The 24,476-nt window shown below is 56.5% G+C and carries 25 protein-coding genes; 8 read left to right on the top strand and 17 right to left on the bottom strand.

Annotation, left to right across the window (positions count from 1 at the left end):
• Positions 1–8: 8 nt before the first annotated feature.
• Genes flgH through Q1B21_RS08545 form a run of 8 tightly spaced genes read right to left on the bottom strand, consistent with a single transcriptional unit; the run spans position 9 to position 4,039 of the window.
• Positions 9–740 (bottom strand): flagellar basal body L-ring protein FlgH, encoded by a 732-nt coding sequence (flgH, locus tag Q1B21_RS08510; protein ID WP_299888296.1) that lies wholly within the window; start codon positions 738–740, stop codon positions 9–11.
• On the bottom strand, positions 740–1,156 hold the full coding sequence (gene flgA, locus Q1B21_RS08515) for a flagellar basal body P-ring formation chaperone FlgA (protein WP_299888299.1): 417 nt from the start codon (positions 1,154–1,156) through the stop codon (positions 740–742). The genes flgH and flgA overlap by 1 nt, the downstream gene beginning before the upstream one ends.
• The gene (flgG, locus tag Q1B21_RS08520; protein WP_299888302.1) at positions 1,156–1,941 is read right to left on the bottom strand and encodes a flagellar basal-body rod protein FlgG; all 786 of its coding nucleotides are present in this window, start codon (positions 1,939–1,941) and stop codon (positions 1,156–1,158) included. The genes flgA and flgG overlap by 1 nt, the downstream gene beginning before the upstream one ends.
• Before the next feature lie 20 nt (positions 1,942–1,961).
• Positions 1,962–2,672 carry a flagellar hook-basal body complex protein gene (locus Q1B21_RS08525; protein WP_299888305.1) on the bottom strand — a complete coding sequence of 237 codons (711 nt, stop codon included), beginning with the start codon at positions 2,670–2,672 and terminating at the stop codon, positions 1,962–1,964.
• A complete protein-coding gene (locus Q1B21_RS08530; RefSeq protein ID WP_299888307.1) occupies positions 2,672–2,944 on the bottom strand; it encodes a flagellar biosynthetic protein FliQ in 273 nt (90 codons plus the stop codon). Before Q1B21_RS08530 ends, Q1B21_RS08525 begins: the two co-directional genes overlap by 1 nt.
• Before the next feature lie 3 nt (positions 2,945–2,947).
• Positions 2,948–3,238: a flagellar hook-basal body complex protein FliE gene (gene fliE / locus Q1B21_RS08535; protein WP_299888310.1), complete on the bottom strand. Its 291-nt coding sequence runs from the start codon at positions 3,236–3,238 to the stop codon at positions 2,948–2,950.
• Positions 3,239–3,250: 12 nt separating this feature from the next.
• The gene (flgC, locus tag Q1B21_RS08540; RefSeq protein WP_299888313.1) at positions 3,251–3,637 is read right to left on the bottom strand and encodes a flagellar basal body rod protein FlgC; all 387 of its coding nucleotides are present in this window, start codon (positions 3,635–3,637) and stop codon (positions 3,251–3,253) included.
• Between the two features lie 12 nt (positions 3,638–3,649).
• On the bottom strand, positions 3,650–4,039 hold the full coding sequence (locus Q1B21_RS08545; RefSeq protein WP_299888520.1) for a FlgB family protein: 390 nt from the start codon (positions 4,037–4,039) through the stop codon (positions 3,650–3,652).
• Between the two features lie 105 nt (positions 4,040–4,144).
• Between Q1B21_RS08545 and Q1B21_RS08550 the strand changes: the two genes are divergently transcribed.
• From Q1B21_RS08550 to Q1B21_RS08575, 6 genes are all read left to right on the top strand, one after another.
• Positions 4,145–5,464, top strand: coding sequence for a FliI/YscN family ATPase (locus Q1B21_RS08550; RefSeq protein ID WP_299888523.1), 1,320 nt, complete (start codon positions 4,145–4,147; stop codon positions 5,462–5,464).
• 87 nt (positions 5,465–5,551) lie between these two features.
• Complete coding sequence (locus Q1B21_RS08555; RefSeq protein ID WP_299888316.1) at positions 5,552–6,391, top strand: flagellar motor protein MotB; 840 nt, start codon at positions 5,552–5,554, stop codon at positions 6,389–6,391.
• A 91-nt stretch (positions 6,392–6,482) separates the two neighbouring features.
• Positions 6,483–7,778: a flagellar hook protein FlgE gene (locus Q1B21_RS08560; protein ID WP_299888319.1), complete on the top strand. Its 1,296-nt coding sequence runs from the start codon at positions 6,483–6,485 to the stop codon at positions 7,776–7,778.
• A gap of 33 nt (positions 7,779–7,811) precedes the next feature.
• Positions 7,812–9,263 (top strand): flagellar hook-associated protein FlgK, encoded by a 1,452-nt coding sequence (gene flgK, locus Q1B21_RS08565; RefSeq protein WP_299888322.1) that lies wholly within the window; start codon positions 7,812–7,814, stop codon positions 9,261–9,263.
• A 2-nt stretch (positions 9,264–9,265) separates the two neighbouring features.
• The gene (locus Q1B21_RS08570; RefSeq protein WP_299888325.1) at positions 9,266–10,273 is read left to right on the top strand and encodes a flagellin; all 1,008 of its coding nucleotides are present in this window, start codon (positions 9,266–9,268) and stop codon (positions 10,271–10,273) included.
• Positions 10,270–11,364 (top strand): flagellar basal body P-ring protein FlgI, encoded by a 1,095-nt coding sequence (locus Q1B21_RS08575; protein ID WP_299888328.1) that lies wholly within the window; start codon positions 10,270–10,272, stop codon positions 11,362–11,364. Before Q1B21_RS08570 ends, Q1B21_RS08575 begins: the two co-directional genes overlap by 4 nt.
• A gap of 55 nt (positions 11,365–11,419) precedes the next feature.
• On the opposite strand, the gene Q1B21_RS08580 is transcribed toward Q1B21_RS08575, so the two are convergent.
• From Q1B21_RS08580 to Q1B21_RS08615, 8 genes are all read right to left on the bottom strand, one after another.
• On the bottom strand, positions 11,420–12,064 hold the full coding sequence (locus Q1B21_RS08580) for a DUF1523 family protein (RefSeq protein ID WP_298936455.1): 645 nt from the start codon (positions 12,062–12,064) through the stop codon (positions 11,420–11,422).
• A gap of 10 nt (positions 12,065–12,074) precedes the next feature.
• Positions 12,075–12,341, bottom strand: coding sequence for a hypothetical protein (locus Q1B21_RS08585; protein WP_299888331.1), 267 nt, complete (start codon positions 12,339–12,341; stop codon positions 12,075–12,077).
• Between the two features lies 1 nt (position 12,342).
• Positions 12,343–13,680 carry a DUF6638 family protein gene (locus tag Q1B21_RS08590; RefSeq protein ID WP_299888334.1) on the bottom strand — a complete coding sequence of 446 codons (1,338 nt, stop codon included), beginning with the start codon at positions 13,678–13,680 and terminating at the stop codon, positions 12,343–12,345.
• On the bottom strand, positions 13,677–14,531 hold the full coding sequence (locus tag Q1B21_RS08595; protein ID WP_299888337.1) for a hypothetical protein: 855 nt from the start codon (positions 14,529–14,531) through the stop codon (positions 13,677–13,679). Before Q1B21_RS08595 ends, Q1B21_RS08590 begins: the two co-directional genes overlap by 4 nt.
• Complete coding sequence (locus tag Q1B21_RS08600; RefSeq protein WP_299888340.1) at positions 14,532–16,463, bottom strand: ATP-binding protein; 1,932 nt, start codon at positions 16,461–16,463, stop codon at positions 14,532–14,534.
• A 53-nt stretch (positions 16,464–16,516) separates the two neighbouring features.
• Entirely contained in the window at positions 16,517–17,635 is a 1,119-nt protein-coding gene (locus Q1B21_RS08605; RefSeq protein WP_299888343.1) for a hypothetical protein, read from the bottom strand.
• A 361-nt stretch (positions 17,636–17,996) separates the two neighbouring features.
• Complete coding sequence (locus Q1B21_RS08610; RefSeq protein ID WP_299888346.1) at positions 17,997–18,410, bottom strand: hypothetical protein; 414 nt, start codon at positions 18,408–18,410, stop codon at positions 17,997–17,999.
• A gap of 5 nt (positions 18,411–18,415) precedes the next feature.
• Entirely contained in the window at positions 18,416–19,495 is a 1,080-nt protein-coding gene (locus Q1B21_RS08615; RefSeq protein WP_299888349.1) for a hypothetical protein, read from the bottom strand.
• Positions 19,496–19,765: 270 nt separating this feature from the next.
• Here Q1B21_RS08615 and Q1B21_RS08620 point away from each other — a divergent pair, with 270 nt between their 5' ends.
• Both Q1B21_RS08620 and Q1B21_RS08625 read left to right on the top strand, forming a co-directional pair.
• Entirely contained in the window at positions 19,766–21,241 is a 1,476-nt protein-coding gene (locus Q1B21_RS08620) for an NAD-dependent succinate-semialdehyde dehydrogenase (RefSeq protein WP_299888352.1), read from the top strand.
• Between the two features lie 156 nt (positions 21,242–21,397).
• On the top strand, positions 21,398–23,581 hold the full coding sequence (locus tag Q1B21_RS08625) for an esterase-like activity of phytase family protein (protein ID WP_299888354.1): 2,184 nt from the start codon (positions 21,398–21,400) through the stop codon (positions 23,579–23,581).
• 98 nt (positions 23,582–23,679) lie between these two features.
• Here Q1B21_RS08625 and Q1B21_RS08630 read toward each other — a convergent pair whose 3' ends face one another.
• Entirely contained in the window at positions 23,680–24,456 is a 777-nt protein-coding gene (locus tag Q1B21_RS08630; protein WP_299888357.1) for a hypothetical protein, read from the bottom strand.
• Positions 24,457–24,476: the final 20 nt, after the last annotated feature.

Raw genomic sequence — 24,476 nt, forward strand, 5'->3', positions numbered from 1 at the left:
CCCGCACCTCAGAATGGCAAAAGAGAATCCAGGACTTGTTGGCCGTATCGCGGTTGCTGCACGTCTGTGATTTGCCCCCGCCCCCCATAAGACACCCGAGCCGATGCGATTTTGTCATAGGTGATTTCATTCTTGCGCGAGATGTCCTGCGGACGGACATATCCGGCGACCAGCAGCTCTCTCAGTTCAAAGTTTACCCGCAACTCCTGTGAACCGGAAATTGACAAAACTCCGTTTGGCAACACGTCTAGTACAGTTGCCGCGACGCGCAATGTCAGTTTTTCGTTGCGTCTAACCGATCCTCGTCCTGAGCTTGATGCGTCGGACTCGATTGACACGGCTTCATCCAACGACGCGCCGTCGGGCAAATGCTCTTGCACGCGCTGCGGCAATCCGAACAAGCCGGGCACCTCAAGGCTCTCAGATCCAGCGCGTGATCGGCTTGTTCTGTTCGAAATCTCGGCCTTTTCATCCAGTTCGATGACAACTGTTAGGATGTCCCCCTTCTTGATAGCTCTTTGGTCGCCCAACAAGGATTGCTGCCCGCCACTCCAGAGCGAGGATTTGTCGACCGAGCGCTGAGTTTGGGTGTGCAGGGGCAAACCCGGCCACAGCATCGCAACTTGTTCCGGCGAGTCCTCGTTGGGCGTAAAGCTTGGCGCTTTGCCAAGATGATCCAGCCGACCGCAAGCGGACACTGCTAAGACTGCGAGCAAAATTGGTTTTGACAGTTCAAACATTAGTTTACCTCGATTTGGCCATCGGGCCGGATATGGCCGGTCACGGTCGTTCGGGACGAAAGATTCATCACGCGAATACGGTCACCGACCGCCCCACGCCCTAGTGCGCGACCTTCAGCGGTGATCGACAAGGGCCGGCGGTTGAACACCAACAGGACCAGATCATTGCGATCAACGATGGCGGGCGGGCCCACGTCGCTGCCCCGAATTGGTCGCCCTGGATACAGGGCCACCCGGGCCTCTTGCCCGATCAAATCCTGAGGGTTCGTGATCGCGCCGGAGGCATTCGTGGCTTTCATGTCGAGATCGGTCGCCGAAATTATCTCTTTCGCACGAATGGTTCGGTTGGATACGACCATTTCGGCATGCGCCGCCACCGGCATTGCCAACGCAAGCGTCAGGTAAAGGAATCGCATCACCGCACCTGTGTTGTTGCGCTCATCATCTGATCAACGGCTGAAATGACCTTGGCGTTCATTTCGTAACCGCGTTGCGCTTCGATCAGTTCGGTCACTTCGCGCACGGCATCAACTGAGCTGTCTTCAAGATATCCCTGCCGCAACGTGCCCAGCCCATCTTCACCCGGAGGGCCCAAAACCGGCGCGCCGGACGCTTCGGTTTCCTTGAACAGGTTGCTGCCGATTGCCTCAAGACCCTTTGCATTCGAAAAACTCGCCAGCGTGAACTCACCCAGCAACTGACCTTCCGGCGCGTCATCAAAATAAGCGTAGACTTCACCAGACGCGTTGATCGAAATGGACCGCGCGTCATCGGGTATGGTGATTTCCGGAGCAACGGCAAACCCGTCGGAGGTCACAATAAGCCCGTCAGCAGATCGTTTCAGGCTGCCATCACGCGTGTAAGCGGATTGACCGCTTGGCAGCGCCACTTCCAGATATCCGCGCCCCTCGATGGCGACATCAAGATCACTGCCGGTAGCCGACAGACCTCCCTGGGCCAGCTGTACTGTCACTGCGGCAGGACGAACGCCAAGACCCAGTTGAATGCCAGTTGGCAAAACCGTTCCGTCCGAGGCGTTAACGGCCCCCGCACGGGCCAGTTGCTGATAATGCAAATCGGCAAATTCAGCACGGCGTGCATTGTACCCAGTGGTGTTCATGTTCGCCAAGTTGTTCGAGATCGTCTCGACCCGCATCTGCTGTGCGGTCATGCCCGTGGCCGCGATTTTCAAAGCTCGCATTTCGAATTCTCCTTAAACTATCAGCGCATCAAAGCCTTCAAAGCACCGCGCACACGTTCGTCTTCGGTTTCCAGAAAGCTCTGACCCAGCTCATAGGCGCGTTGAATTTCAATCAGACGCGTGACCTGATGAATGGCGTTGACGTTTGAGCCTTCGAGAAACCGATGCAAAACAACAGGCTCATCAACGGCTTGCACGTCTCCTTCCGGGCGGAACCGGGTATTGCCTTCGCGCACCAGATCCTTTGGTTCATCGACCCGGTAGACCCCGATCTGGCCCAAAAGCTGACCATTCACGCTGAGTGTCCCATCGCTGCCGATATCAATCGAAGCCGCGTCCGGTGGTATGAAGACCGGAGACCCGTTACTATCCAGAACACGTGATCCATCTGCCGCCACCAGATCGCCTTCGGCATTGGGTGTGAAGCTACCCGCACGCGTCAGGCGGTTGCCTTTTGGCGTTTCGACCATGAAAAACCCGTCGCCCTCGATGGCGAAATCGAACGAACCACCTGTTTCGATCAAAACGCCCTGTTGCAGCGATGTATTGCGCGCTTCGGCGCGGCTCATGGACAGGGACGGATTGTTCGGCACATCGCGAATGAACTCTGAAAACACCAATCCTTGCTGGCGGTATCCGGTGGTGTTGGCATTGGCGATATTGTTCGCAACCAACCGCATTTCATTCATCAGCCCGGATTGGCGGGACAGGGTGACATAGGCGGTGTCCATCAGCGGCCTCCTGCAATCAGTGGAACAAGTGTCCTGGTGAAAAACGTGACAAGTGTCTGGGTCATGAAGCCCATCGACATCCAGAAAACAATGACGATGGCGATCAGTTTTGGAACGAAGGTCAGGGTCATTTCCTGCACCGATGTCAGGGCCTGAAACAGGCCTACGACAAGGCCCGAAATCAGCGCCACCGCCAGGATCGGAACCGAGGTGATGACCGCAATCCACAAAGCCTGTCGCATGATGTCATAGAAGAGGCCTTCGCTCAGCATCTCTCAGACCGGCATCCGCAAGATTTCCTGGTAAGCTTCGACCACTTTGTTGCGCACAATGACAGCTGTCTCGACGGCCAGTTCGGTATGGGCAAGCGCCTGAACCAAAGCATGCGGATCGGCCTGTCCTGTCATCGCTGTTTCTGCCATTTGCTCGCTGTGTTTCAAGGTTGCCGCAAAATCCTGAAAGGTCGAGCGCATTCCCTGCGCCATACCGCCTTGTTCTGGGTCGGCCTGTGTTGCAGGGCGTGCAAACGCATAGTTCTGCGCAGCTATCAGAGATCGGATATCCATTCTGGTTTTCCTTTACTTTCGAAGTAGTTCCATCAGGCTTGACGACATCTGCCGCGTCTGGTCGAACATTTTGAGATTGGCCTCATAGCTGCGCTGAGCTTCGCGCGCATCGGCGATTTCGATCATCAAATCGACATTTGACCCCAGATAATGACCGCTTTCATCGGCCATAGGATGACCAGGGTCGTGAATGCGGTTTAGGTCGCGCCGGTCCAATTTGACTTGACCGGTCTGAACCATCGCCTTGCCGTCTTTCTGCACCATTTCAAACGGCACGGTTTTGCGCCGGTACCCCGGTGTGTCTGCATTCGAGATATTCTCGGAAACGTGTCGCAAACGCGCTGCTTGAGCACGCAATGCGCTGGCCGAGGCGGCAAGGGAATGGGAAAAATCGCTCATGTCAGATGCCCTTTACCCGCGACCCAAACTGGTCCGAATGATCCCGATAGACGAACGATAGATGGCTATGGCGCGGTCGTGCTGGCGTTTGACTTCGACCGCCTTCAACATCTCTTCTTCCAGCGAGATGCCGTTGCCATTGGGATCGCTCGACGGGTTGGCCACATATTCGGCCCATGTCTGCTCCGCCTGACCAACGCCATTCAGATGGCCCTGCCGGGTTGCGGTCATAGCCGTCTGCCGATCTGTATTATCGAATGCTTTTTGAAAAGCCTCGATATCGCGCGGCTGATAGCCCGGGGTATCTGCATTGGCCATGTTGCGCGATATGACGGCTTGCCGTTGTCCGGCATGGGTTGCCATTGCGTGCGCTGTCTTAAAGACGTTCAGGTCATAGAACATCGGGGCTTCTCCCTCGATCAATTTCAATCAAGGCTTAACCCCGATTCCTTTAGAAACAGTTTTCAGAACTCAGTTGGAGACCCCACAATGTCCGAACTCGACCCGATGCTTCTGAAATGTGAATTCAACAGGATGACTGCGGTTCGCCATGTCGGGCTTGTCTCAGGCGTTGCGCATGGCGTGATTGAAATCAGCGGTTTGACCAAACAGGCCCGGATCGGTGACTTGCTGACCTTGCAGCGCTGCTCGGGCCCCGATCTGGCTGGTGAGGTGCTAGATGTCGGCGCGAATCACATCCATATGATGCCCAACTCTGCCCCAGACGGGGTTAGCTTGGGGGATCGGGTATGCCTTGACCCCTCACCCGATTTTGCACCCGGAATGCACTGGTTGGGACGCGTGATTGACCCGTTTGGCAATGCTCTGGACGGCAAGCCATTGTTAAACGGTGGGCAGGACCGGAACATCCAGCAAGCGCCGCCCCCCGCCGTTCGGCGCAAACCTTTGGGCGAGCGTATGGCGACCGGGCTGGCGGTGCTCAACACCATGTTACCCATCCTGCGCGGGCAGCGGATTGGCCTGTTCGCGGGGTCCGGTGTCGGGAAGTCCACGCTTTTAGCGACGTTGGCGCGATCAATGCAGGCAGATGTTGTTGTGGTTGCCTTGATTGGCGAGCGTGGACGCGAAGTGAACGAATTTGTGACCCGCGCATTGGGCCCCGAAACCATGAAACACTCGGTGGTTGTGGCCGCCACGTCAGACCAGTCTGCGCTGGCCCGAAGGCGCTGTGCATGGTCCGCAGCGTCTTTGGCCGAGTACTTGCGTGATCAGGGCATGCACGTGTTGCTGTTGGCAGATTCGGTCACACGCTTTGCCGAAGCGCATAGGGAAATCGCTGTGGCGATGGGCGAATCGCCATCGCTGCGTGGGTTTCCCCCTTCGGTCACTCCGCTAATCGCCAACCTGTGCGAACGCGCCGGGCCCGGAACACAGGATCAAGGTGACATCACAGCCGTATTCAGTGTCTTGGTCGCCGGATCGGATATGGATGAACCCGTCGCGGATATGTTGCGAGGCGTTCTGGACGGGCACATCGTCCTGAGCCGGGACATTGCCGAGCGCGGGCGTTTCCCGGCCATCGACCTCAGCCGCTCTGTGTCGCGCAGCTTGCCTGGCGCGGCCTCAGAAGCCGAAAACCAGATAATCGCGGAAACGCGGAAACTGGTCGGCAGCTACGAGCAATCCGAAGTGATGATCAAAGCCGGGCTCTATTCCGAGGGCGCAGATCCTTTGCTGGATCAAGCCGTGCGCGTGCATGACGAGTTGGATAGCTTCTTTGGCAAAGCGGATGCCGAGGGTGTCGAAAACAGCTTTAGTCATCTCTCGCTGATTCTGCGCCGCGCAACAGCGGGCTTGCCGCGATAACGGGATATCCAGACAGTTTTAAGTGTTAAGGCCACCTTAAGGCCCATGCTGCTACTCCAGTAACTGGGTGATAAAAAGGTGGTGGAGATGGGTGCGCAATCCAATGCGGCGCCAATCATCATCAAGAAGAAGCGTGTATCGGGTGGCGATGGCCATCACGGTGGCGCGTGGAAAGTCGCATATGCGGACTTTGTAACGGCCATGATGGCCTTCTTCATGTTGATGTGGCTGCTGAACGCAACGACCGAAACGCAACGCAAGGGGCTGGCGGATTACTTTTCGCCAACCATTCCGGTCAGCGCTGATTCCGGCGGTGGCGATGGCGCCTTTGGCGGCGACAATATGTTTTCTGAACAAACGCTGGCCATGAACGGCAAAGGTGCGACCAGGCGCAACCCGACCAGATCTCATCAGGCACGGGGATCGACAGGTGTTGATGCCGCGGGCGGTGGGAAGGACGCGGTGCAGGACTTCACATCGCTTGAGGCTCAGCTGTTGGGTCGTACAGGCGAAAGCGAGGTGTCGGACAAAATCCTCAAACACATCGTCACGCGGGTCACGGACGAAGGTCTGGTGGTCGAGCTATTTGATACTGACGATCAGCCCCTTTTCGAATCGGACACCGACACACCTACGCCACTCATGCGTGCGCTGGCATTGCTGATTGCACGGTCTTCGGATCTGGTGACAAACCCCATCGCAGTCGAAGGTCATGTCAAAGCGTCGCCCGTTGTTCTGGCCCGCAATCCTGCCTGGGATCTTTCCACCGCTCGGGCGCAGATTGTACGTCAGATGCTGCAGGACAAGGGCGTTGTTGCCGAACGCCTGAACCGCGTGACCGGCCACGCAGACCGAGAGCTGTTCAGTCAAGATCCAATGGCCACCCGCAACAACCGGATCGAGGTCATTTTTCTGCGCGCGCCCTGAAGGATAGAACGCATTTTACTTGTTAGCGCGCTGTTAAGGGGCAGCGCGTTACCTGTTGCATCAAAGATTGACGCAACAGAAGGGCGTGCCAATGACAATTTCCTCTTCGCTGAATGCCGGTGTCGCCGCTTTGAAGGCCAACGCAAACAGACTGGCCACGATTTCCGACAACATCGCGAACTCCTCTACATTTGGCTACAAGCGGGTCGAGACGGATTTTCATTCCATGGTCACGTCCGGCCAGGGGGGCAGTTATTCGGCAGGGGGTGTCAGAACAACAAGCCAACGCCTGATCGATCAGCGTGGCTCTCTCGTTACAACCAACAACTCCACCGATCTGGCGGTTCGCGGACGCGGTATGATTCCGGTGCGCCCCAGTTCGCAGATTGCGGCTGGTTCGAACGAAATGCTGCTGACCACGACGGGGTCGTTCCGCACCAATGAAGAAGGGTACCTGGTAACCGAATCCGGCCTTGTCCTGCTGGGATGGCGTGCCGCTGCGGATGGATCGATCCCCGCCGTTCCGCGGGACACGCCGGCAGCGCTTGAGCCCGTGCAACTCAGCGTAAATCAGTTATCAGGCGCGCCGACCACCCGGATGAACTTGCGGATGAACCTACCCGCAACCGCAACAGATGCCGGCGCGCCCGGCGATACGCAGCCGCTGTCTGTCGAATATTTTGACAATCTGGGCAAATCAGAAAGCGTAGATATCGAACTCGTTCCGACGGTCCCCGCAACCGGAAGCAGTAACGAATGGACGATGATCATGCGCGATTCGGCATCGGGCGGTGCGATCATTGGTGAATACACGCTGACCTTTACCGATAGCCGAACCGCCGGCGGTACCCTGGCAACCGTGACTGCGGTGTCAGGTGGCGCGTACGACCCGGCAACCGGCAGTGTTGTCGTCAACGTTGCCGGTGGCCCCATGGAGGTTAACATTGGCACGATCGGTGATGCTGATGGCATTACTCAGCTGTCCGATACCTTTGCGCCTGTTTCGATCACCCGCGATGGCTCGGCCGTTGGAACCATGACCAGCGTTCAGGTCGACGAAAACGGCTATGTCTATGCGTTCTACGATACAGGTGTCAGTCGCCGCATGTTTCAGATTCCTCTGGCAGATGTTCCCAATCCGAACGGCCTGACCGCGCTGGACAGTCAAACTTACGCGCCATCTCGGGAAAGCGGCACCTTTTTTCTTTGGAACGCAGGCGAAGGCCCGACCGGCGATCTGGTGTCTTTCGCCCGCGAAGAATCAACCACCGATGTCGCGACCGAGCTGACCGCGTTGATTCAGACGCAGCGCGCGTATTCTTCCAGCGCCACGGTGATCAAGACCGTGGATGAGATGCTGCAGGAAACGACAAACATCAAACGTTGAACTGGGTTCTGAAAACAGGAAAGGAGCGGTCTGATGAACATGTCGACGGCGTTGAACAACGCATTGGGCGGGCTAACGGCAGCCAGTCGCGGGGCCGCAGTGGTGTCAGGGAACATCGCCAATGCTCTGACGCCGGGCTATGCGCGCCGATCCCTTGAACTGACAACCAGTCCAATTTCGGGCAACGGCGTACGTACTGTTGGGGTGATACGTCATCAGGATCCTGTCTTGACCGCCAACCGGCGCGTAACCGATGCAGATCTGGCGCGACAAACGGCAGTTTCAGACTTTCACTCACGGTTCGAAGGGTTGGTTGGATCACCTGAGGATGCAACCTCTCTGGCCGCCCGCTTATCATCTTTCGACGGGAGGCTGATCACGGCTGCCAGTTTGCCCGACTCGGCCGAACGTCTTGACCAAGCCGCACGAACAGGGCGTGACCTTGCAAACAGTTTGAACATCGCGTCCGAGGGAGTTCGAAAAGCACGTTCGGATGCAGATCGAAAGATCGGAGCGCAGGTCGACAACCTGAACCGTGACCTCAAGGATATCGAAGACCTGAACGCCAGGATTACTGCCGTCCAAAACTCGGGCGGCGATATCGGGGCCTTGCAGGATCAGCGGCAAATCCTGATTGATCAGGTTAACGAATTGGTTCCGGTCAACGTGGTCGCAAGGGCAAATGATCAAGTGTCTCTCTACTCTGACGGCGGCTTGATCCTTTTGGAGGGCAAAGCCGCGGAGTTTTCGTTTTCAACAACCGGCGACACGAAACCGCATATGACCGTTGCAAATGGGCTGTTGTCCGGGCTGGAAATGAATGGCAAACCCGTGCGCATAAGCGGCGACACCGCCCAGATCCGCGGCGGCGCGTTGGCAGCCCAATTCACCATACGCGATGACTTGTCGGTCGAAGCGCAGAACCAGTTGGACAGCGTTGCCCGCGATCTGATCGAACGGTTTGAGACACCGGGGTTGGATCCTACAGCGCTTGCTACCGATCCTGATCTTTTTACCGATGACGGCAATCGGTTTGATGTGGCGTTCCTGCCCGGGCTGGCATCACGTATTTCTCTCAATTCCATTGTTGATCCAGATGCGGGCGGAGACAGTTGGAAGTTGCGGGCCGGATTGGGCGCCGCCGGACCCGGCGACCCCGGAGATTCCGCGCAATTACAAGCCTTCGGCGCAATCCTCAGCGATGCTCGGCCGGTATCTGGATCCGTGTTCGGAACCGGCGATATGCGCGCCGCCGAGGTCATCCAGGCGTTGCTGTCGAAAGCCGGGGCAAATGCCCACGCGGCAGATCAACGCAAAACCTTCGCAAATGGCGCGCGATTACAAATGGCGCAGATCGAGGCAGAGCAAGGCGTGGATACAGATCAGGAATTGCAGCGCCTGATGCAGATCGAACAAACATATGCTGCAAATGCGCGAGTCATCACAGTTGTTGATGAGCTTCTACAAACCCTTCTGAGGCTGTGATCATGAATTTGACTGCCATGGGTGATCTTGCACGTGGACTGACGCTTCGGTCTCGTGCGACGGAAATCAAAGCCCAGATTGAAACACTGTCTTACGAAATGTCATCCGGCAAAGTGCAGGACATCTCTGGGCGGTTGGGCGGTGACTATTCTCAGATCCTCGATCTGGATCGCAACCTTGCCCGGCTCGATGCGTTCAAAATCGCTACATCCGAAGCTGGTCTTTTTACGGATGTCATGCAGCAAAGCCTGACGACATTCGATACTTCGGTTGGTGAAGTTTCCTCATCCCTATTGGCATTCGGTACGGCAAAACACACGGTCACGCATGAGCAGGCATCGGTTCAAGCCCGTAATGAGCTTGATACAATGATGTCGGCTCTGAATACACGAGTAGGCGGGCGCAGCCTGTATTCCGGAGTGGCGACGGATGTCTCGCCATTGTCATCTACCGACGCACTCCTGACTGCGCTTGAGGCTGAATTGACAGGCCTTACGACTGTTACCGATATACGTGCGGCGGCAGAGAGCTGGTTCAATGATCCTGTCGGATTTGACGCGGTCATCTATCAAGGTTCAGATACGCCGCTAGCATCAATGCAAGTCTCTGAGAACGAGCGTATCTCGATCCCGATTACAGCAACCGACCCAGCGTTCAAGGCAGCGCTGCGGGACACTGCAGTGGCCGCTCTTGTCTCGGACGATGCACTTGCTTTGGGTACGGATCAGCGCACCATCCTGTTTACGCAATTGGGTGTCGATCTTGCCAATGCAAAAGATGAAACGGTCAAGCTTAGGGCCGAAGTCGGCGCTGCAGAAGCGCGCGTTGAAGAGGCTGCCACCCGCAATTCGGCAGCGCGCACCAGCCTGGAATACAGTCGAAACCAACTGATCGCGGCCGATCCATATGAAACCGCTGCAAAGTTGCAGGCCGTGCAGTTTCAACTGGAAAGCCTGTATTCCGTCACGGTTCGAAATGCGAACCTGTCACTGGTGAATTTCCTGAGATGAAAGTTCTTCTTTTCCTTCTCTTGCTTCTTCCCGGCTTGGCATCCGCTGGCGCGATCCGTTTGAAGGACCTTGTGAACTTCGATGGCGTACGGGGCAACGATCTTGTCGGGTATGGTTTAGTTGTTGGTCTCAACGGTACTGGTGACGGGCTTCGCAATTCGCCGTTCACCGAAGAAATCATGTCCAACATCCTCGAACGCTTAGGGGTCAACGTCACAGGTGAAGATTTCCGCCCTAAAAACGTGGCGGCAGTGCTGGTGACAGCCAGCTTGCCGCCATTTGCCCGGGTTGGAGGTCAGATTGACGTCACAGTGTCGGCCATTGGCGATTCCAACAGTTTGTTGGGTGGAACGCTGATTATGACACCGCTGAACGCAGCCGACGGTCAGATTTATGCGGTGGCGCAAGGCACAGTCCTGGCTGGTGGTGCGGTCGCCGAAGGCGAAGCAGCATCTGTTGTCCGTGGTGTGCCAACAGCTGGCGTGATCCCATCTGGTGCCCGTGTCGAACGCGAGATTGATTTTGATCTTTCGAGCATGTCTCAGATGCGACTCGCCCTACGAGAACCCGATTTCACAACCGCCGGTCGGATTGAGACCGCCATAAACCGGGAATTCAACCGCGCGGTCGCAATCATGCGCGATTCCGGAACAGTCGAGCTGAACATTGCAGCCACACAATCCGTTTCAACCGCCCATGCCATCGGGCGTATAGAAAATATCTTGGTTGAGCCCGAGACCAAGGCACGGGTGGTGGTCGATCAACGATCAGGCACCATCGTCATGGGGCAAGAGGTTCGCATATCACGCGTTGCAGTGTCGCAGGGCAACCTGACCCTGACAGTCGAAGAAGCCCCGATCGCCGTCCAGCCTAACCCATTTGCACGGGGCGAAACTGTTGTTGTGCCCAGAACAATCGCAGGTATCGAGCAAGAAGAAGGGACCGGTCTCGCCGAAATACCCGAGGCTGCCACTTTGTCCGAAGTGGTGGCAGGGCTGAATGCCTTGGGTGTTTCCCCGCGCGACATGATCGACATTCTGAAAACAATCAAAGCAGCTGGCGCCTTGCACGCGGAATTCATCGTCAGATGACGGCGGCTTTAAAACCCTAACGGTCATCAATGCTTCGCCGATCACGTCGCCTGACCTATTTGGACTTCCAGCTGTCCAGCCAACGGCGAAATCTACTGCGCCGCTCTTCAATCGCGTCGCCCGCCGCGTAAAACCCATCTTCCACATTCTCAAGCATCGGATCGATCCGAGCCTGCCTGAACCTGCGCCACCGGACCCAAATGGCCCAGACCAAAGCGGCAAAAACCGTCAGGAAGATGATATTGAACCAGGGGATTAGCCGTACATCCGGTCCATCGACGTGTTTGATGAAAATCGCATTGGGGAATATCGACATGAACTCATTGCGCCACCCATAGTGGGTGATCGCAACCCAATCCGGGTCATCTTTAGTCGATTTTGCGTCATTGGCCTCGGTATACAGATTGGCTGTGTCGAATTTGAAATAGAATGGCCAACCCCAACCGGTGTCTTCGTTGCGATACACAATAGGTTTGCCGTTGGCCCGCACCGCCTGAATGAACTGAACATCCCGATTGGACAAGCTGGCGGATTGGTCTTCGGGTTCTGACCAGAAAATCCGAGTCCAGTCGTTCAGGTCCTGACGTTCCTCATAGGTATTCACGATCCGCACGATGTCGCGCTGCGGCAACGCGTATTGCAGGATCACGGCAATCGCGCCCCAGAAGATAATAATGAACGCCCATTTCACATAGGCCATGCCGTATTCCTCACATGTAATTCACAATATAGATCAGCGCGCCAATCGCCACCCAAGGTACAACATAGACACCCAGGATCAGTTTGCGACGGAACGAATTGTCATAGACGTGCAACCCGCGCTCGACAAAAGCTCCCTTATTGCCGCTCTTGCCCTTCTCGTCCCACCAGGTTTCAAGCTTCTGACGCCGAACACTGCGCGAATACAGAGACAGCGCGAAATAAGCGATGGTCTGGATGACCAGCAGGATCAAAAACAGGCGCATCGCTCCGAACATATCAACTCTTCCTTACAGAACCCCAGGGGCCAACACGGGCAATCACCGCATCGCCGACCCGGTCTTCGCCGCTCATATCGGGTTCATGGCCAAACAGCGCAGCGCGGGCACCCGATTTGTCCACCTGATACTCGCGCGCGAGGAAGTCGGCAACATAGGCTTTCTTGGTCTCGGGCCAGCCAGAGTAGGTGCGGTAGAACAGCTCTTTGTGGCAAATGAACATCTGCCGAGGGTCCAGAGGGGCCAGTTCCGACAGCAGCATATTCACCAGATCGCGGTTGGGCGTATCAGCCGCGCGTAAAGTGTAGAAATACGCCGGGTGGTCCGAGGTAATACGCGGCCAGCGTCCGCCATCCGTTGCCCATCGCATCAATTGTGCCAGACCGTGATAGGCATCCGGCAACCGATCCGCGTGATTGCGTGCCAGACGCCGCATGTCCGAGCGATCCAAACCGGTCAAATCGACATTGGCATCCGCGGCGGCATCGATGGTCAGGAAATCCATCTTTTGCTGCAGGATCGCGGCTGCATCGACACCGCGCGCTTTGACAATCGGCTCGACCAGATCGTTGTAGTCCAGAAACTTGGCGATCTGGTTTCGCTGCGACGGGTTAAACGTGTATTTGATCTTTAGATCGTCGGGCTTTTCCCTCATGCAGATCGCGGCCGGGTGGTCCATGTCTGGAAACAAGTACAGCCCGCCGAAATGGGCTGTCCAAAAGTTGCGCTGTTCAAACGCGGTGTGGCGCAGACGGACGGGGTTGCGGGTGACGTCGCCGGTTTCCTTGGCGGTTTTGATCATCCTGGCGATCAGCACATCGTCGAACCAAGCGTCCTCTTCGGTTTTGAACTGTTCAACCATGCCCGCCAATTGCTCGGCCTTGCGCAGGGTGCCGCCTGCGGTGTCGGCTTCGATCTCGATCTTGCGCAGGTTCAGCAGGTCGCCCGGCGTGGTGAGTTTGATGACAGAGTTCACCAGCTCTCCGGCCACCGCATCGGTGGCGGTCAGAGCGAAAAGCTGCGCCTCGTTCATCTCGATGAACTCGCGCAGGATTTCGCGCGAGGTCGAGAATTTGACGTTCAGCAAAGGCGCGCGTTTCTGCTCGGTCGTCAGCAGGATGAACTGCCGGTTGACCCCGTTGGGGTTCAGGTAGAGCTCATCCTCCAGCTCAATCCCCACCTCCGGCGAATAGCCTGAAATATCGACATGAAAATCCGAAAGCTGAGTGGTCTTGCCCGCCAGATGCTGCAGCGCGCGGTTATACCGCTCGACCAGAGCCGGGCTGGAGATGTGGACGAGGTTGCCGAACATCAGGCCTTTTTCGATGAGGCGGATCATGAATCAGCTTCCGCCCAAAACTCACTGGTATCTACCAGCTTGCGAAGTTCAAATTTAATTTCGTGAAGCCGCATCCTAGATAAGCGCTCCCGTTGTGGTGGCGAAAGTGCCTTCTCCATTGCGAGTAGAAATTCTATTTTCGGAATGAGGTCAGCAACTAGATTGGTTCTTCCTGGAAGCTTGTAATCTACGGACGTGTGCAACAACTCCCAAAGATGCGGATACGTTCCTCTCAGCCGTCTACGCAGGTCAATGATAGCTTCGTCTATAGTTTTATCCGCGTTCCGTTGATCCCCAAGATAGTAACTATGAACTTCACCATTACTATTTAGGTCGTCAAAAAAGACATCATTCGAAAAATGCCAACCTAGGCCCTTGGCGCTGGCTTCATTTATTTCCACAATCAATGATCTTAAGTTCTCGTTAAACAACGCTTCCACGCGATCCTCTTCTCGTTGCCGAGCTTCGCCTTCAAATATCTTGGCTTGCGCAGACAACGAACGAGCCATTTCCTGCGTGGCTTCACGTTGCTCTTTCATTTCTTCCTTCTGCAAAGCCAAAACTCGCCGCTGCTCACCAAGCTCAACGGATTGCAACAAAACGGTAGCGATCAACCAAATAAAAGCGAGTACCCCGGCCAAACCTGCCAAGGTGTCGCCGACCTCATTTGGAGGAGCAGCATAGAGATGTCTCCATTTCGGTGGGCATTCCCCTTTCGGGAAAAAATCGCCACTGCATGTAGGAGCCAAACCAAACCAAGTTATCAGCCCAGCGAAGCCAACCGTGGCAATACAAGCCCACAAGATCGGGTTACCTAGACGCCAGAAACCGGGTCGATCTGTTTCCGTCATCTACCCCTTCCCCTCCAGATACCGCCGCTTGGCCTCTTCCATCCGGCCCATCTCACGCACGGCATTCTCGATGGCGACCTCATCACTTTTTTCGGCATAGCGGAATTCGCTGTCGGCGTAGCGGTTGATCTCCTGTATCACCATCTCGACCGTGATCGGCTGGCGCAGGCCCTCGATCATGGCCTTCTTGGTGTCGTAGTCGCGGAACAGGAACAGGTCGGGGTTTTCCATCCATTCGTCGGGCAGTTCGAAATCCATCGCGCGGACCTTGACCGCGTCGGTAATGTTCTTGATCGCGCGGCCGGTGAACCGCTCATCTGCCTGTTGAATCGCCTTGAGGTAGGTGCCCATCTTGGCAATTGTGTCCATCTGGCCGATCTGGCCGGAGACCCGGTCATAGACCTGCAACAAAGCGTCCTCATGCGGGCGGGAATGGCTTTCGAAACTGGCGGCGACGGCTTTCTTGATCTCCTGCGCGGCATAAGCTTCGTGCTCGCCCAGCGGGATGTCGTGGTTGCGGCCCATCAGCAGGTGCAGGATGTCGATGTAATCCTCGCGCGTTTGCGGCCCGTCCACCAGGAACCGCGCACCTGCCCGCTGGCGCAGGGCATCGTCCACATTCTCAGGGTAGTTCGAGAACATGCCAAAGGTGCAGTTGCCCCGCACGACGGTGTTGGCGCCCGCAAAGCTCTCCATCAGCACGGCGGTGATTTCCAACTGCCCGGCTGAGGACTGCCGGTCGCCGCGTTTGCCCGCAAGCTGGTCGATATCGTCGATGGTGCCAAAGCCGATGACCGAGGGGTCGATGATCGTGTTGATAAACGCCTTGGCGTTCTGGCCGGATTTGCCCTGATAGCTGTCGATATTGTCGGTGCTCAGGTTCTGATAGCGGAACGGGTAGCCCGCGTTCTGGCAATAATCGTTGATCAGCCCGGCCATCATCTGGATCAGGGTGGTCTTGCCAGTGCCCGGTTTGCCGTCGCCCATGAAGGTAAAGATGAATCCGCCAAGTTCCGCAAACGGGTTCAGGCGGCGGTCGAAGTCATAGGCCATGACCATCTTGGCCAGCTTCATCGCCTGATATTTGGCGATATGGTTACCGACCACCTCGTTCGGCTTCTTGAACGTCATGGTGAGGGTGGTGGACTTGGCTTTCGACGCCGGTTCAAACCCCCGGATCGTCAGGTCGTCGGCCTCAATGTGCCAAGCGGCGTTCTGGAACGGGGCCAAGTGGCCTGCGGACTGCGCGCGGAGGGCGGATTTTTCCATCAGTTGTTCGGCATAGGCGCTGGTGGCCGCAATCAGATGGGCGTCATCGGGGGCGTGTTTGGCCAGTGTCTGGTCCAGCTCCCACAATGCGCCGTGCAGGGCAAGCTGGCCGTTGTCGGTCAGAACCTCTTCGATTTCTCCAATATCAACGGTGGTTTCACCCAGATGCGAGGACATCAGATAGGCCAGCGCGTTGCCGAAAGTGTGCGCGGTGACCAGAGCGTCAGCCGTCAGCAGTTCCGAGAACTCGGTCTTGCGCGCGGCGGGCAAGTCCCCGGCCAGATTGGCGCGTTTCAGGTCGGCCAGCGGGGTCTGTTCCGCATAGGCCTCACCCACGGCCAGCGCGATGGCAATCGCGCGCCGAATGGCCTGTTGCGCCGTGGCCTGAGGTGGCGAGACCAGCGCATCGCCATCGTCCGAGGCCTCGATCCGTTCAACCAAATGCACCCCGTCTGCGCGCACGGTTCGGCGTGTCACCAACCCAGGTGTCGTGGAGCGAAACCGCCGCCCAGTTGAAACGCCCGGAGACCGCTCGGTCGCCACCTCAACCGCTTTGGCTATCCGCGGCGCGTGTTCAAAACCGTTCAGCAGGGCGGTCGCTGCCGGATAATGCTTGCGAATATCGTCTTCGCGCAATTCCATCTGATCTGACGTCAAACTCATTTCAAAACCGCCCTTGCTTCATCTTTTCAAAAATACTCCCGCCGGAGGCCAAACTAATAGCGCAACACCTGCCCGCTCTTGCTGACCACGAATTTGCGCACATCACCAAATCCCGACGGGTTACGCTCAGCCAGCACCTGAAACGGACGCTGAGGCAATATGATCGACCGCTGGGTGTGGGTCGCCCCGGTCTCGGCCCCCTGCCCGCCGAACGGGTCCAGTGCAAAAACCTCACGCTCGACGGTAGAAAACCAGCCGGCGCGTTCTTCGATCACTTCTTCGCTTTGCAGCTCTTCGGTGGTCCAGGCCAGCGCCCAGTCTTCCCCCTGCGGCGATTGCGCGTCCTCAAGCACCTGCCGCAGAGGACCGGATTGTTCGGTATAAGCCGAGGAATACATCGGTCCCACATGAATGCGGCGCAAATGTTTGGGATGGAGGTCGTCGAAATCCTGATCGAACCCTTTGGCGATCGTAACCAGTTTCAAACCGCCCAGCGCCTGCGCCATCAGATGGGCCTGAACCTCGGGCCAGCGGCGCTGGTCTTTGGGCAGGGCGGTTTTGCCGCCGTCCTCCAACTGCATCAGGTAGATGACCGGCAGATTGATCTGGCTGTCATAGACCGCCCAGTGGATGAGGAACCGCCGCCGCTCGCCTTCATTCCCGATCCAGTGGCATTCGGGATCGTTGCGAGCCCAGAACAGCTCTCCTTTCAGCAACTCTTCGTAATAAAGCCGTTGCGACAGCGCGAATTGCAGCTTGGTGGGGATGTCCCGGTCGCCGATGATTGTGCGGACCATGTCGGTTTTCAGCTCATCCTCGGAGGGCATATTCGCCAGATGCACCTGCGCCTGCTGCGCGTCATTGGCCATGGTCAGCAACTCGGCCGCCACCGGAAACCCGCTGTCGCGCTTGTCCATGGCGAGGCTGCCAAAGAACCGCCCGGTATCGCGCCCGACCAGCAGGTATTTCATGCTGAGTGCACGAAAGGTGTAAAGCAGCCCCGAGAGGTAGCGCGACACGATCCGCACCTCTTGCTTCGAGATCGCGCCCTCTGCCTCCATCGTCGCGGCCACGCGCAGGAGGTGAACGGTGATTACCTCAAATTTGCGGAAATAGCGGCGCGAGGCAAAGGTGTCGGTCAGGCCGACATGGTCTTGGGTGGGATCAGTCATAAGCTGAGCTACTACGCTTGTCCTTACAGCTTTGGCGAAGCCGCCAAGGCAGAAGAAGAACTTCTGAGATCAGGTACAATGCGAAAACTATGAGTCCAATAACAATGCTTCCCGGCCCAACGTAAACGGCGAGGATACCTAGCACTTTGTAGGCACCACCTTTTGCATCGATTTTGTCCAAAAAAAGCGCCAAGCCATAAATTGGGATGGGCCAAATTACGAGAAAGAGGCCGACCCAGAGTAACCTAATGTCTTTGCGATTAAGCCACGTCATCAGTAGAACCTATTTTAATTGGTTTTTTTTGATGTTTTCGCGATGCGAAGGTATCGGTAAGGCCGACATGGTCTTGCGTGGGGTCAGTCATGCTCGTGATCTCAGTTCATCGAGTTCGCGCCTCGACTGCTCAATTTTTCCCACGACCATAAAACCAACAAAGCCTAGGACGCCTCCCCAAGGAAGGCCCCAATTCAGAAAGACAATAGCTGCGACCAATGTCCCAAGATCAATGATCCAATACCGTTTGAAACCTCTTATCCACACTTCCTTGTCCTGACACGCTTGGAGAAAACTCATCCGGGTTTTTACTTTGCTTCCATCCTTGGCTAATTGCGGCGACACTCTGTTGAGCGCAAAGCCACCGAATAGAAAAACCCAGACCGCAAGAACAATTAGATCGGAGTTTTCAGTCCCAATACCGCGCAGGATCATGGAAAATGGGACTACAAACAACGCAACTGTCAGAACCACGCGCCATTTCTTAGGCAGTTCCTTCAACGGCTTTAACCCCCATACAGATTCTTATCATGCTTCTCCACAATCGACGCAAACCGGCGCGCGAACCGCTCATCCGCCTTGGCCTTTTTTTCCAGCACGTCGCGGGCAAAGACCATGTGGTCCTCATGCGCTTCGAGCATATCGGCCATTTTCTGGTTGGTCGCGGTGCCAATGGCGGCCATGGCGGTTTGCGCCTCTTGGTCCGTCTGCACGCCAATCTCGTTGATGCGGTGGGCCACGTCCTGCTGCTGCGCCGTTTTCAGCGATTTGGTCAGGGCGTCATACAGCACCACGCGCTGTTGCGTGTCTGTCTGCAGCTTATTGATCAGCACCATCTGTGTCGCCGCCTGGTTCTGCAGTGAATCGACCCAGGTCTTTCCCTTTTCGATGTAGCGTTCGAGCGTTTGTGACTTGGCCAACTTGACCTGCTCTTCCTGAACCTTGGCGTTATATTGCTTGTTCAGCTCGGCCAGTTCGGTTTCCAGCTGTGTCCGCGCGGCGGCGTCCTGTTCGACGGATATCTTGTTTTCCAACGTGATGATCGTCGGGTCCATGCCCTGAATCTCGGCCCGCAGTGCTTCCAGTTCAGCGACAGTGGCTTCACGGTCGTCCAGCGTGACGGTCAGGTTGTCCTCGACCTTGACGCGCTGTTCTTCCAGCACTGACAACTGCCCTTGCAGCAGCTTTACGATCACATCGGATTTCGCAATCAGGTCCTGCAGCTTGTCATCGATATTGGCGGTGCGCATACGCTCCTGCCGCATCGACTCGGACTTGCCTTTCGAGAAGATGCCGACAAACGATTCCCACCCGGATTTCGAGCGCATTTCGTCGAAATCCTTGGAAAAAGCGCTGGTGACATCGTCCAGACCCATGATCAGCTCGGCAATGTTGGCGTTCATCACCTCGGTATGGGCATGCACATCCCCAAGCGTCGCGTTTTCGATGTCGATATCCGCCTCGGCGGTTCCGATCTTGGCGCGGGCGGCTTCGATCCGAGATGTCAGACCTTCGATCTGCGACTGCGACTCACGCACCTTTGTCTGAGTCTGTTCAATCAACGCTTCGAATTGCTGGTTCGACATCTTTGCTATCCCTGTTTTTCTTCAATTGCCCAATAAGATAGGGAATGTTAACATGGTTTACATCCCCTTGGGCGCACAATTTAGTGGGACTTTGGCAAAATCGCAGCGAAAAAGATAGGCAAGACAGGGCAGTCCAAAGAAGATTTGGTATGCCGCGCATCGCCTGAATTTTATACGATCTGGATTGATCCGACAGGCGGAGTGGTCCTAGACAAGACCCGCCCCACCTGATTGTGTGCACCCAATTCTTTTCCTGCCGGAGGCCAAGCTATGCTGGACGCAACAACCGATCTGAAATCGATCCTGAAAGACCCCGAATTGCTAGCGACCAAAGCCTATATCGGCGGTCAGTGGGTGGATGGTGATAACGGGAGCTTTCCTGTCACAAACCCGGCACGCGGCGATGTTTTGACCGAGGTTGCCGATCTGAGCCGCGCACAGGTTGCGGGCGCCATTGCCCAGGCCGAGGCCGCTCAGAAAGAATGGGCCAAACTGACCGGGAAAGAGCGCGCAGTGATCCTGCGGCGCTGGTTCGACCTGATGATGGACAGCGCCGAGGATTTGGGAAAAATCCTGACCGCCGAACAGGGCAAACCGTTGGCCGAAGCCGTGGGTGAGATCGGCTATGGTGCTTCTTTCATCGAGTTCTTTGGCGAACAGGCCAAGCGCGTCTACGGAGAAACCATCCCCGGGCATCAGCGCGACAAACGGATCACAGTTTTGAAACAGCCGATTGGTGTTGCGGCCTCGATCACGCCATGGAACTTCCCCAACGCCATGATCACGCGCAAGGCCGCGCCTGCGCTGGCCGCCGGGTGCGCCTTTGTTGCACGCCCATCCGAAGAAACCCCGCTTTCGGCGTTGGCACTGGCCGTTCTGGCCGACCGTGCAGGCATTCCAGCAGGCGTGTTCAATGTTGTCCCTTCAGTGAACGCCAGTGAAATCGGTAAGGAATTCTGCGAAAACCCGGGCGTGCGCAAACTGACCTTTACCGGCTCGACCCAAGTGGGGCGGATCCTGCTGCGGCAGGCTGCGGATCAGGTTATGAAGTGCTCGATGGAACTGGGCGGAAATGCACCGTTCATTGTTTTCGACGATGCTGATCTGGATGCGGCCGTCGAAGGCGCAATGATGTGCAAGTTCCGCAACAACGGTCAGACTTGCGTATGCGCCAACCGTATCTACGTACAGGCTGGTGTCTATGACGCTTTCGCCGCCAAGCTGAAAGCAGCGACCGAAGCGCTGTCTGTTGGCGATGGTCTGTCCGAAGGCGTCACAACTGGCCCGCTGATCAACGAAAAGGCGGTCGTCAAAGTTCAGGATCACATCGCGGATGTCACCGCTCATGGTGGTCAGGTTCTGACCGGCGGCCTGCCGCATGATCTGGGCGGCACCTTCTTTCAGCCGACCATCGTCACCGGGGTTACTCAAGATATGAAAGTTGCTCAGGAAGAAACCTTTGGCCCGCTGGCACCGTTGTTCAAGTTTGAAGACGAGGATGATGTAATCGCGATGGCCAACGATACGATCTTTGGCCTGGCCTCTTATTTCTATGCCAAAGATCTGAGCCGCGTTTACAAAGTGGCCGAGGCGCTTGAATACGGTATCGTCGGCGTAAACACTGGCATCATCTCGTCCGAACTGGGTCCGTTCGGCGGCATAAAGCAGTCTGGTCTGGGACGCGAAGGCAGCCATCACGGGATGGAGGATTACCTGGAGATGAAATACATCTGCATGGCGGTCTGATCACAAGCGGCCCTTGGTTTTGGGTGCCCGGACGGGGGCCGCGTAATTCATCCCCAGTTTTTCGCCGCTTGTCACAAAAGCGCATTCAAAGCGTCACAAATCTGCAATCAACGACGGCCATCCCACTCTCATCCAAGTGAGAGAGGATACCAACCGATGTCATTGCGCTTTGTTTGCCTGGCATCTGCCCTTGCCCTGACCGCCGGTCAGGCCATGGCAGAGATGAATTTCAACAGAATTGCGTCCTTCCCCGTCGTGAAGAACATGGCCGAAGGCGCGGACACCAACCGCGAAACCTCACCCGAGATCATCGCCGCCACCGTGGATGGCATGATGCTGGTTTACACCGACAGCCCGCTGGGTGCGATCGGCATGATCGATATCACCGACCCGGCCAACCCCGCCCCCGCCGGCACAATGGATGTGGGTGGTGAACCGACATCCGTTGCGATCGTCGGCACAACTGCGTTTGTCGGGGTTAACACATCCGAAAGCTACACCGCGCCTTCCGGCAAGCTGATCTCGGTCGATGTTTCAAGCAAAGCGGAAACCGGCGCCTGTGATCTGGGTGGCCAACCCGACAGTGTCGCCATTGCGCCTGATGGCAGCTTTGTTGCCGTTGCGATTGAGAACGAGCGCGATGAAGGCCTGAATGAAGGGATCATCCCGCAGTTGCCCGCCGGGTCTCTGGCACTGGTCCCACTAAAAGACGGCGCCATGGAGTGCGCGGCGATGAAAATGGCCAACCTGACCGGCCTGACCGAAGTTGCACCCACCGATCCTGAGCCTGAATTCGTGGACATCAACGGCCTAGGTGAAACGGTCATCACCTTGCAGGAAAACAACCACATCGCGGTTGTCGACAAGGATGGCATCGTAATCAACCATTTCTCGGCTGGCAGCGTTGACCTGGAAGCCATTGACGCCACAGACGAACGCGGCGCGCTGATCTTCACCGAAAGCCAGAAGGGACGCCTGCGCGAACCTGATGCGGTCAAATGGATCGACGGCAAGCACTTCGCCACCGCAAATGAAGGCGACTACAAGGGCGGTTCACGCGGATGGACGATTTTCCACAAGGACGGCAGCGTCGTTTATGAAAACGGTACCGAGTTCGAAAAGGCCATCATTCAGATCGGCCACTACCCCGACAAACGGTCCGACAACAAAGGCGTGGAACCCGAAAGCGTAACAGCTGCCACCTTCGGCGACACGCCAATGATCTTTGTCGGAGCAGAACGCGCCTCGGTCGTTGGTGTCTATGATGCCACGGACCCGGCCAGCCCGGTTCTGAAGCAGTTGCTGCCCTCGGGCGTTGGCCCCGAAGGCTATGTGGCGATCCCCGAGCGTAACCTGCTGATCTCGGCCAATGAAAAAGACCTGATCGAAGATGGCGGCCCGCGTGCCCACGTCATGATTTACGAGTATCAGGACGCGCCCGCCACCTATCCGCACCTGACCTCGGAAGGTGCGGATGAGTTGATCGGATGGGGCGCGCTATCCGGTCTGGTCGCGGACGAGGACGGCATGATCTATGCCGTAAATGACAGCTTTTACGGCTTCCAGCCCTCCATCTTCAAGATCGACCCCAGCCAACAGCCCGCCCGCATCGTAGACGTCATCCGCATCCACCGCCAGGACGGCAACGCGGCGCAGAAACTAGATCTGGAAGGCATCACGCTTGACGGTGAAGGCGGATTCTATGTCGCCTCGGAAGGCCGAACAGACCGCGTCATCCCGCACGCGATCTACCACGTCTCGCAGGACGGCTTGATCAAGGACCGCAAGGGCGAGATCGGCCTGCCACAGGAACTGATGGCCGTTGAAAAACGCTTCGGCTTTGAGGGTATCACCAAGGTCGGTGACACCCTGTGGATGGCCGTTCAACGTGAGTGGAAGGACGATCCCGAAAACCATGTCAAGCTGGTCGCCTATAACCTTGAGACCAAGGAATGGGGCGCCGTGCACTATCCAAAAGCCGATCCCGAAACCGGTTGGGTCGGCCTGTCGGAAATCGTGGCCTTTGGTGATCATGTGTACGTCATCGAACGCGACAACCAACACGACCACCGGGCGGTGACTAAGAAAGTCTATCGCATCCCGCTGTCAGAAATGACCCCTGCCCCGCTGGGTGGCGAACTGCCCGTGGTCAGCAAGGAGCTGGTCCGCGATCTGCTGCCCGACCTGACTTCGACGGGTGGCTATGTCTTGGACAAGATCGAAGGTCTCGCCATCCTGTCTTCGGGCGAAGCGTTCGTGATGACTGACAATGACGGGGTCGACGACGCCTCGGGCGAAACGATGTTCTGGTCGATAGGATCGGTAACGGCCGGGAATTGACCAAACTGCCCTGCACCTACCGCCCCGCCCACAAGCGAGCGGGGCGGTACTGGGTCCAATGAACGAGACATTCGTGCCTTACGCAAGCCGGTCGCAATTCATTGCTCGACGGCGAGAGTTGCACCTTTCGACAGGACGTCGTCGAATATCTGTGCGATTTGCGCGTCACTAGGCAGGGATCGATCGTCGGAAGTTTCAGAGAACCAAAGAAACTTGTTTTCTTTCGGTTCGGACTGATAGATGCGCAAAAGAAGCTCGGCTTGCGAGACATCAAACGCACGCGGATCCATCACCCGAAACAGGAAAACGCCACTGTAGGCCTGCTCAGGAAACTGTAGGAATGACTGCTTGTCGTGGTAAGACAGCCAGTGTGTTTCGTTAAAAAGAACGTACTCAACCTGATCAGTAACCTGTTTCGCGACCAGTGTTCGTCCGTTTGCATCCTGGGCAAAGCCTTTCAAACGCGTAAGATCAAACGGGCCCGGGCGATAGATTTCTTCGGTCGGACCCTGACCGATGCGAACCTCGGTAATCTCAGACGCATATCCGCCATCAATCATTTTAGCGCATATCAAAGCGCAATCCGGAGACTGTGATCCCACGACCAGAATGTTGGAGTCGTTCATTCCAATGGAATCAGGCAACACAGCAGCTGCTAGAAATTCATTCGTCGTGTTGTTTTGCTGAATGCTGTTAAGGGCGGGAATTCCAAAAACACCCAAGGCCGCAACAACGAGCATACCACCGCCAACAGTCTTTGATCCACGCCCGGCTCTAAGAAGAAGAAACACTCCAATCAGACAAAACAAGCCCACGGCAATGTAAGGCGACAAAACAAGCAAGGCATAAAGTACGCCAAAGTCACCTTCGCCCAATCGGCATTCCTTTCTTCGAT

It is taken from the genome of uncultured Ruegeria sp., from assembly GCF_947504215.1.
Taxonomy (GTDB): domain Bacteria; phylum Pseudomonadota; class Alphaproteobacteria; order Rhodobacterales; family Rhodobacteraceae; genus Ruegeria.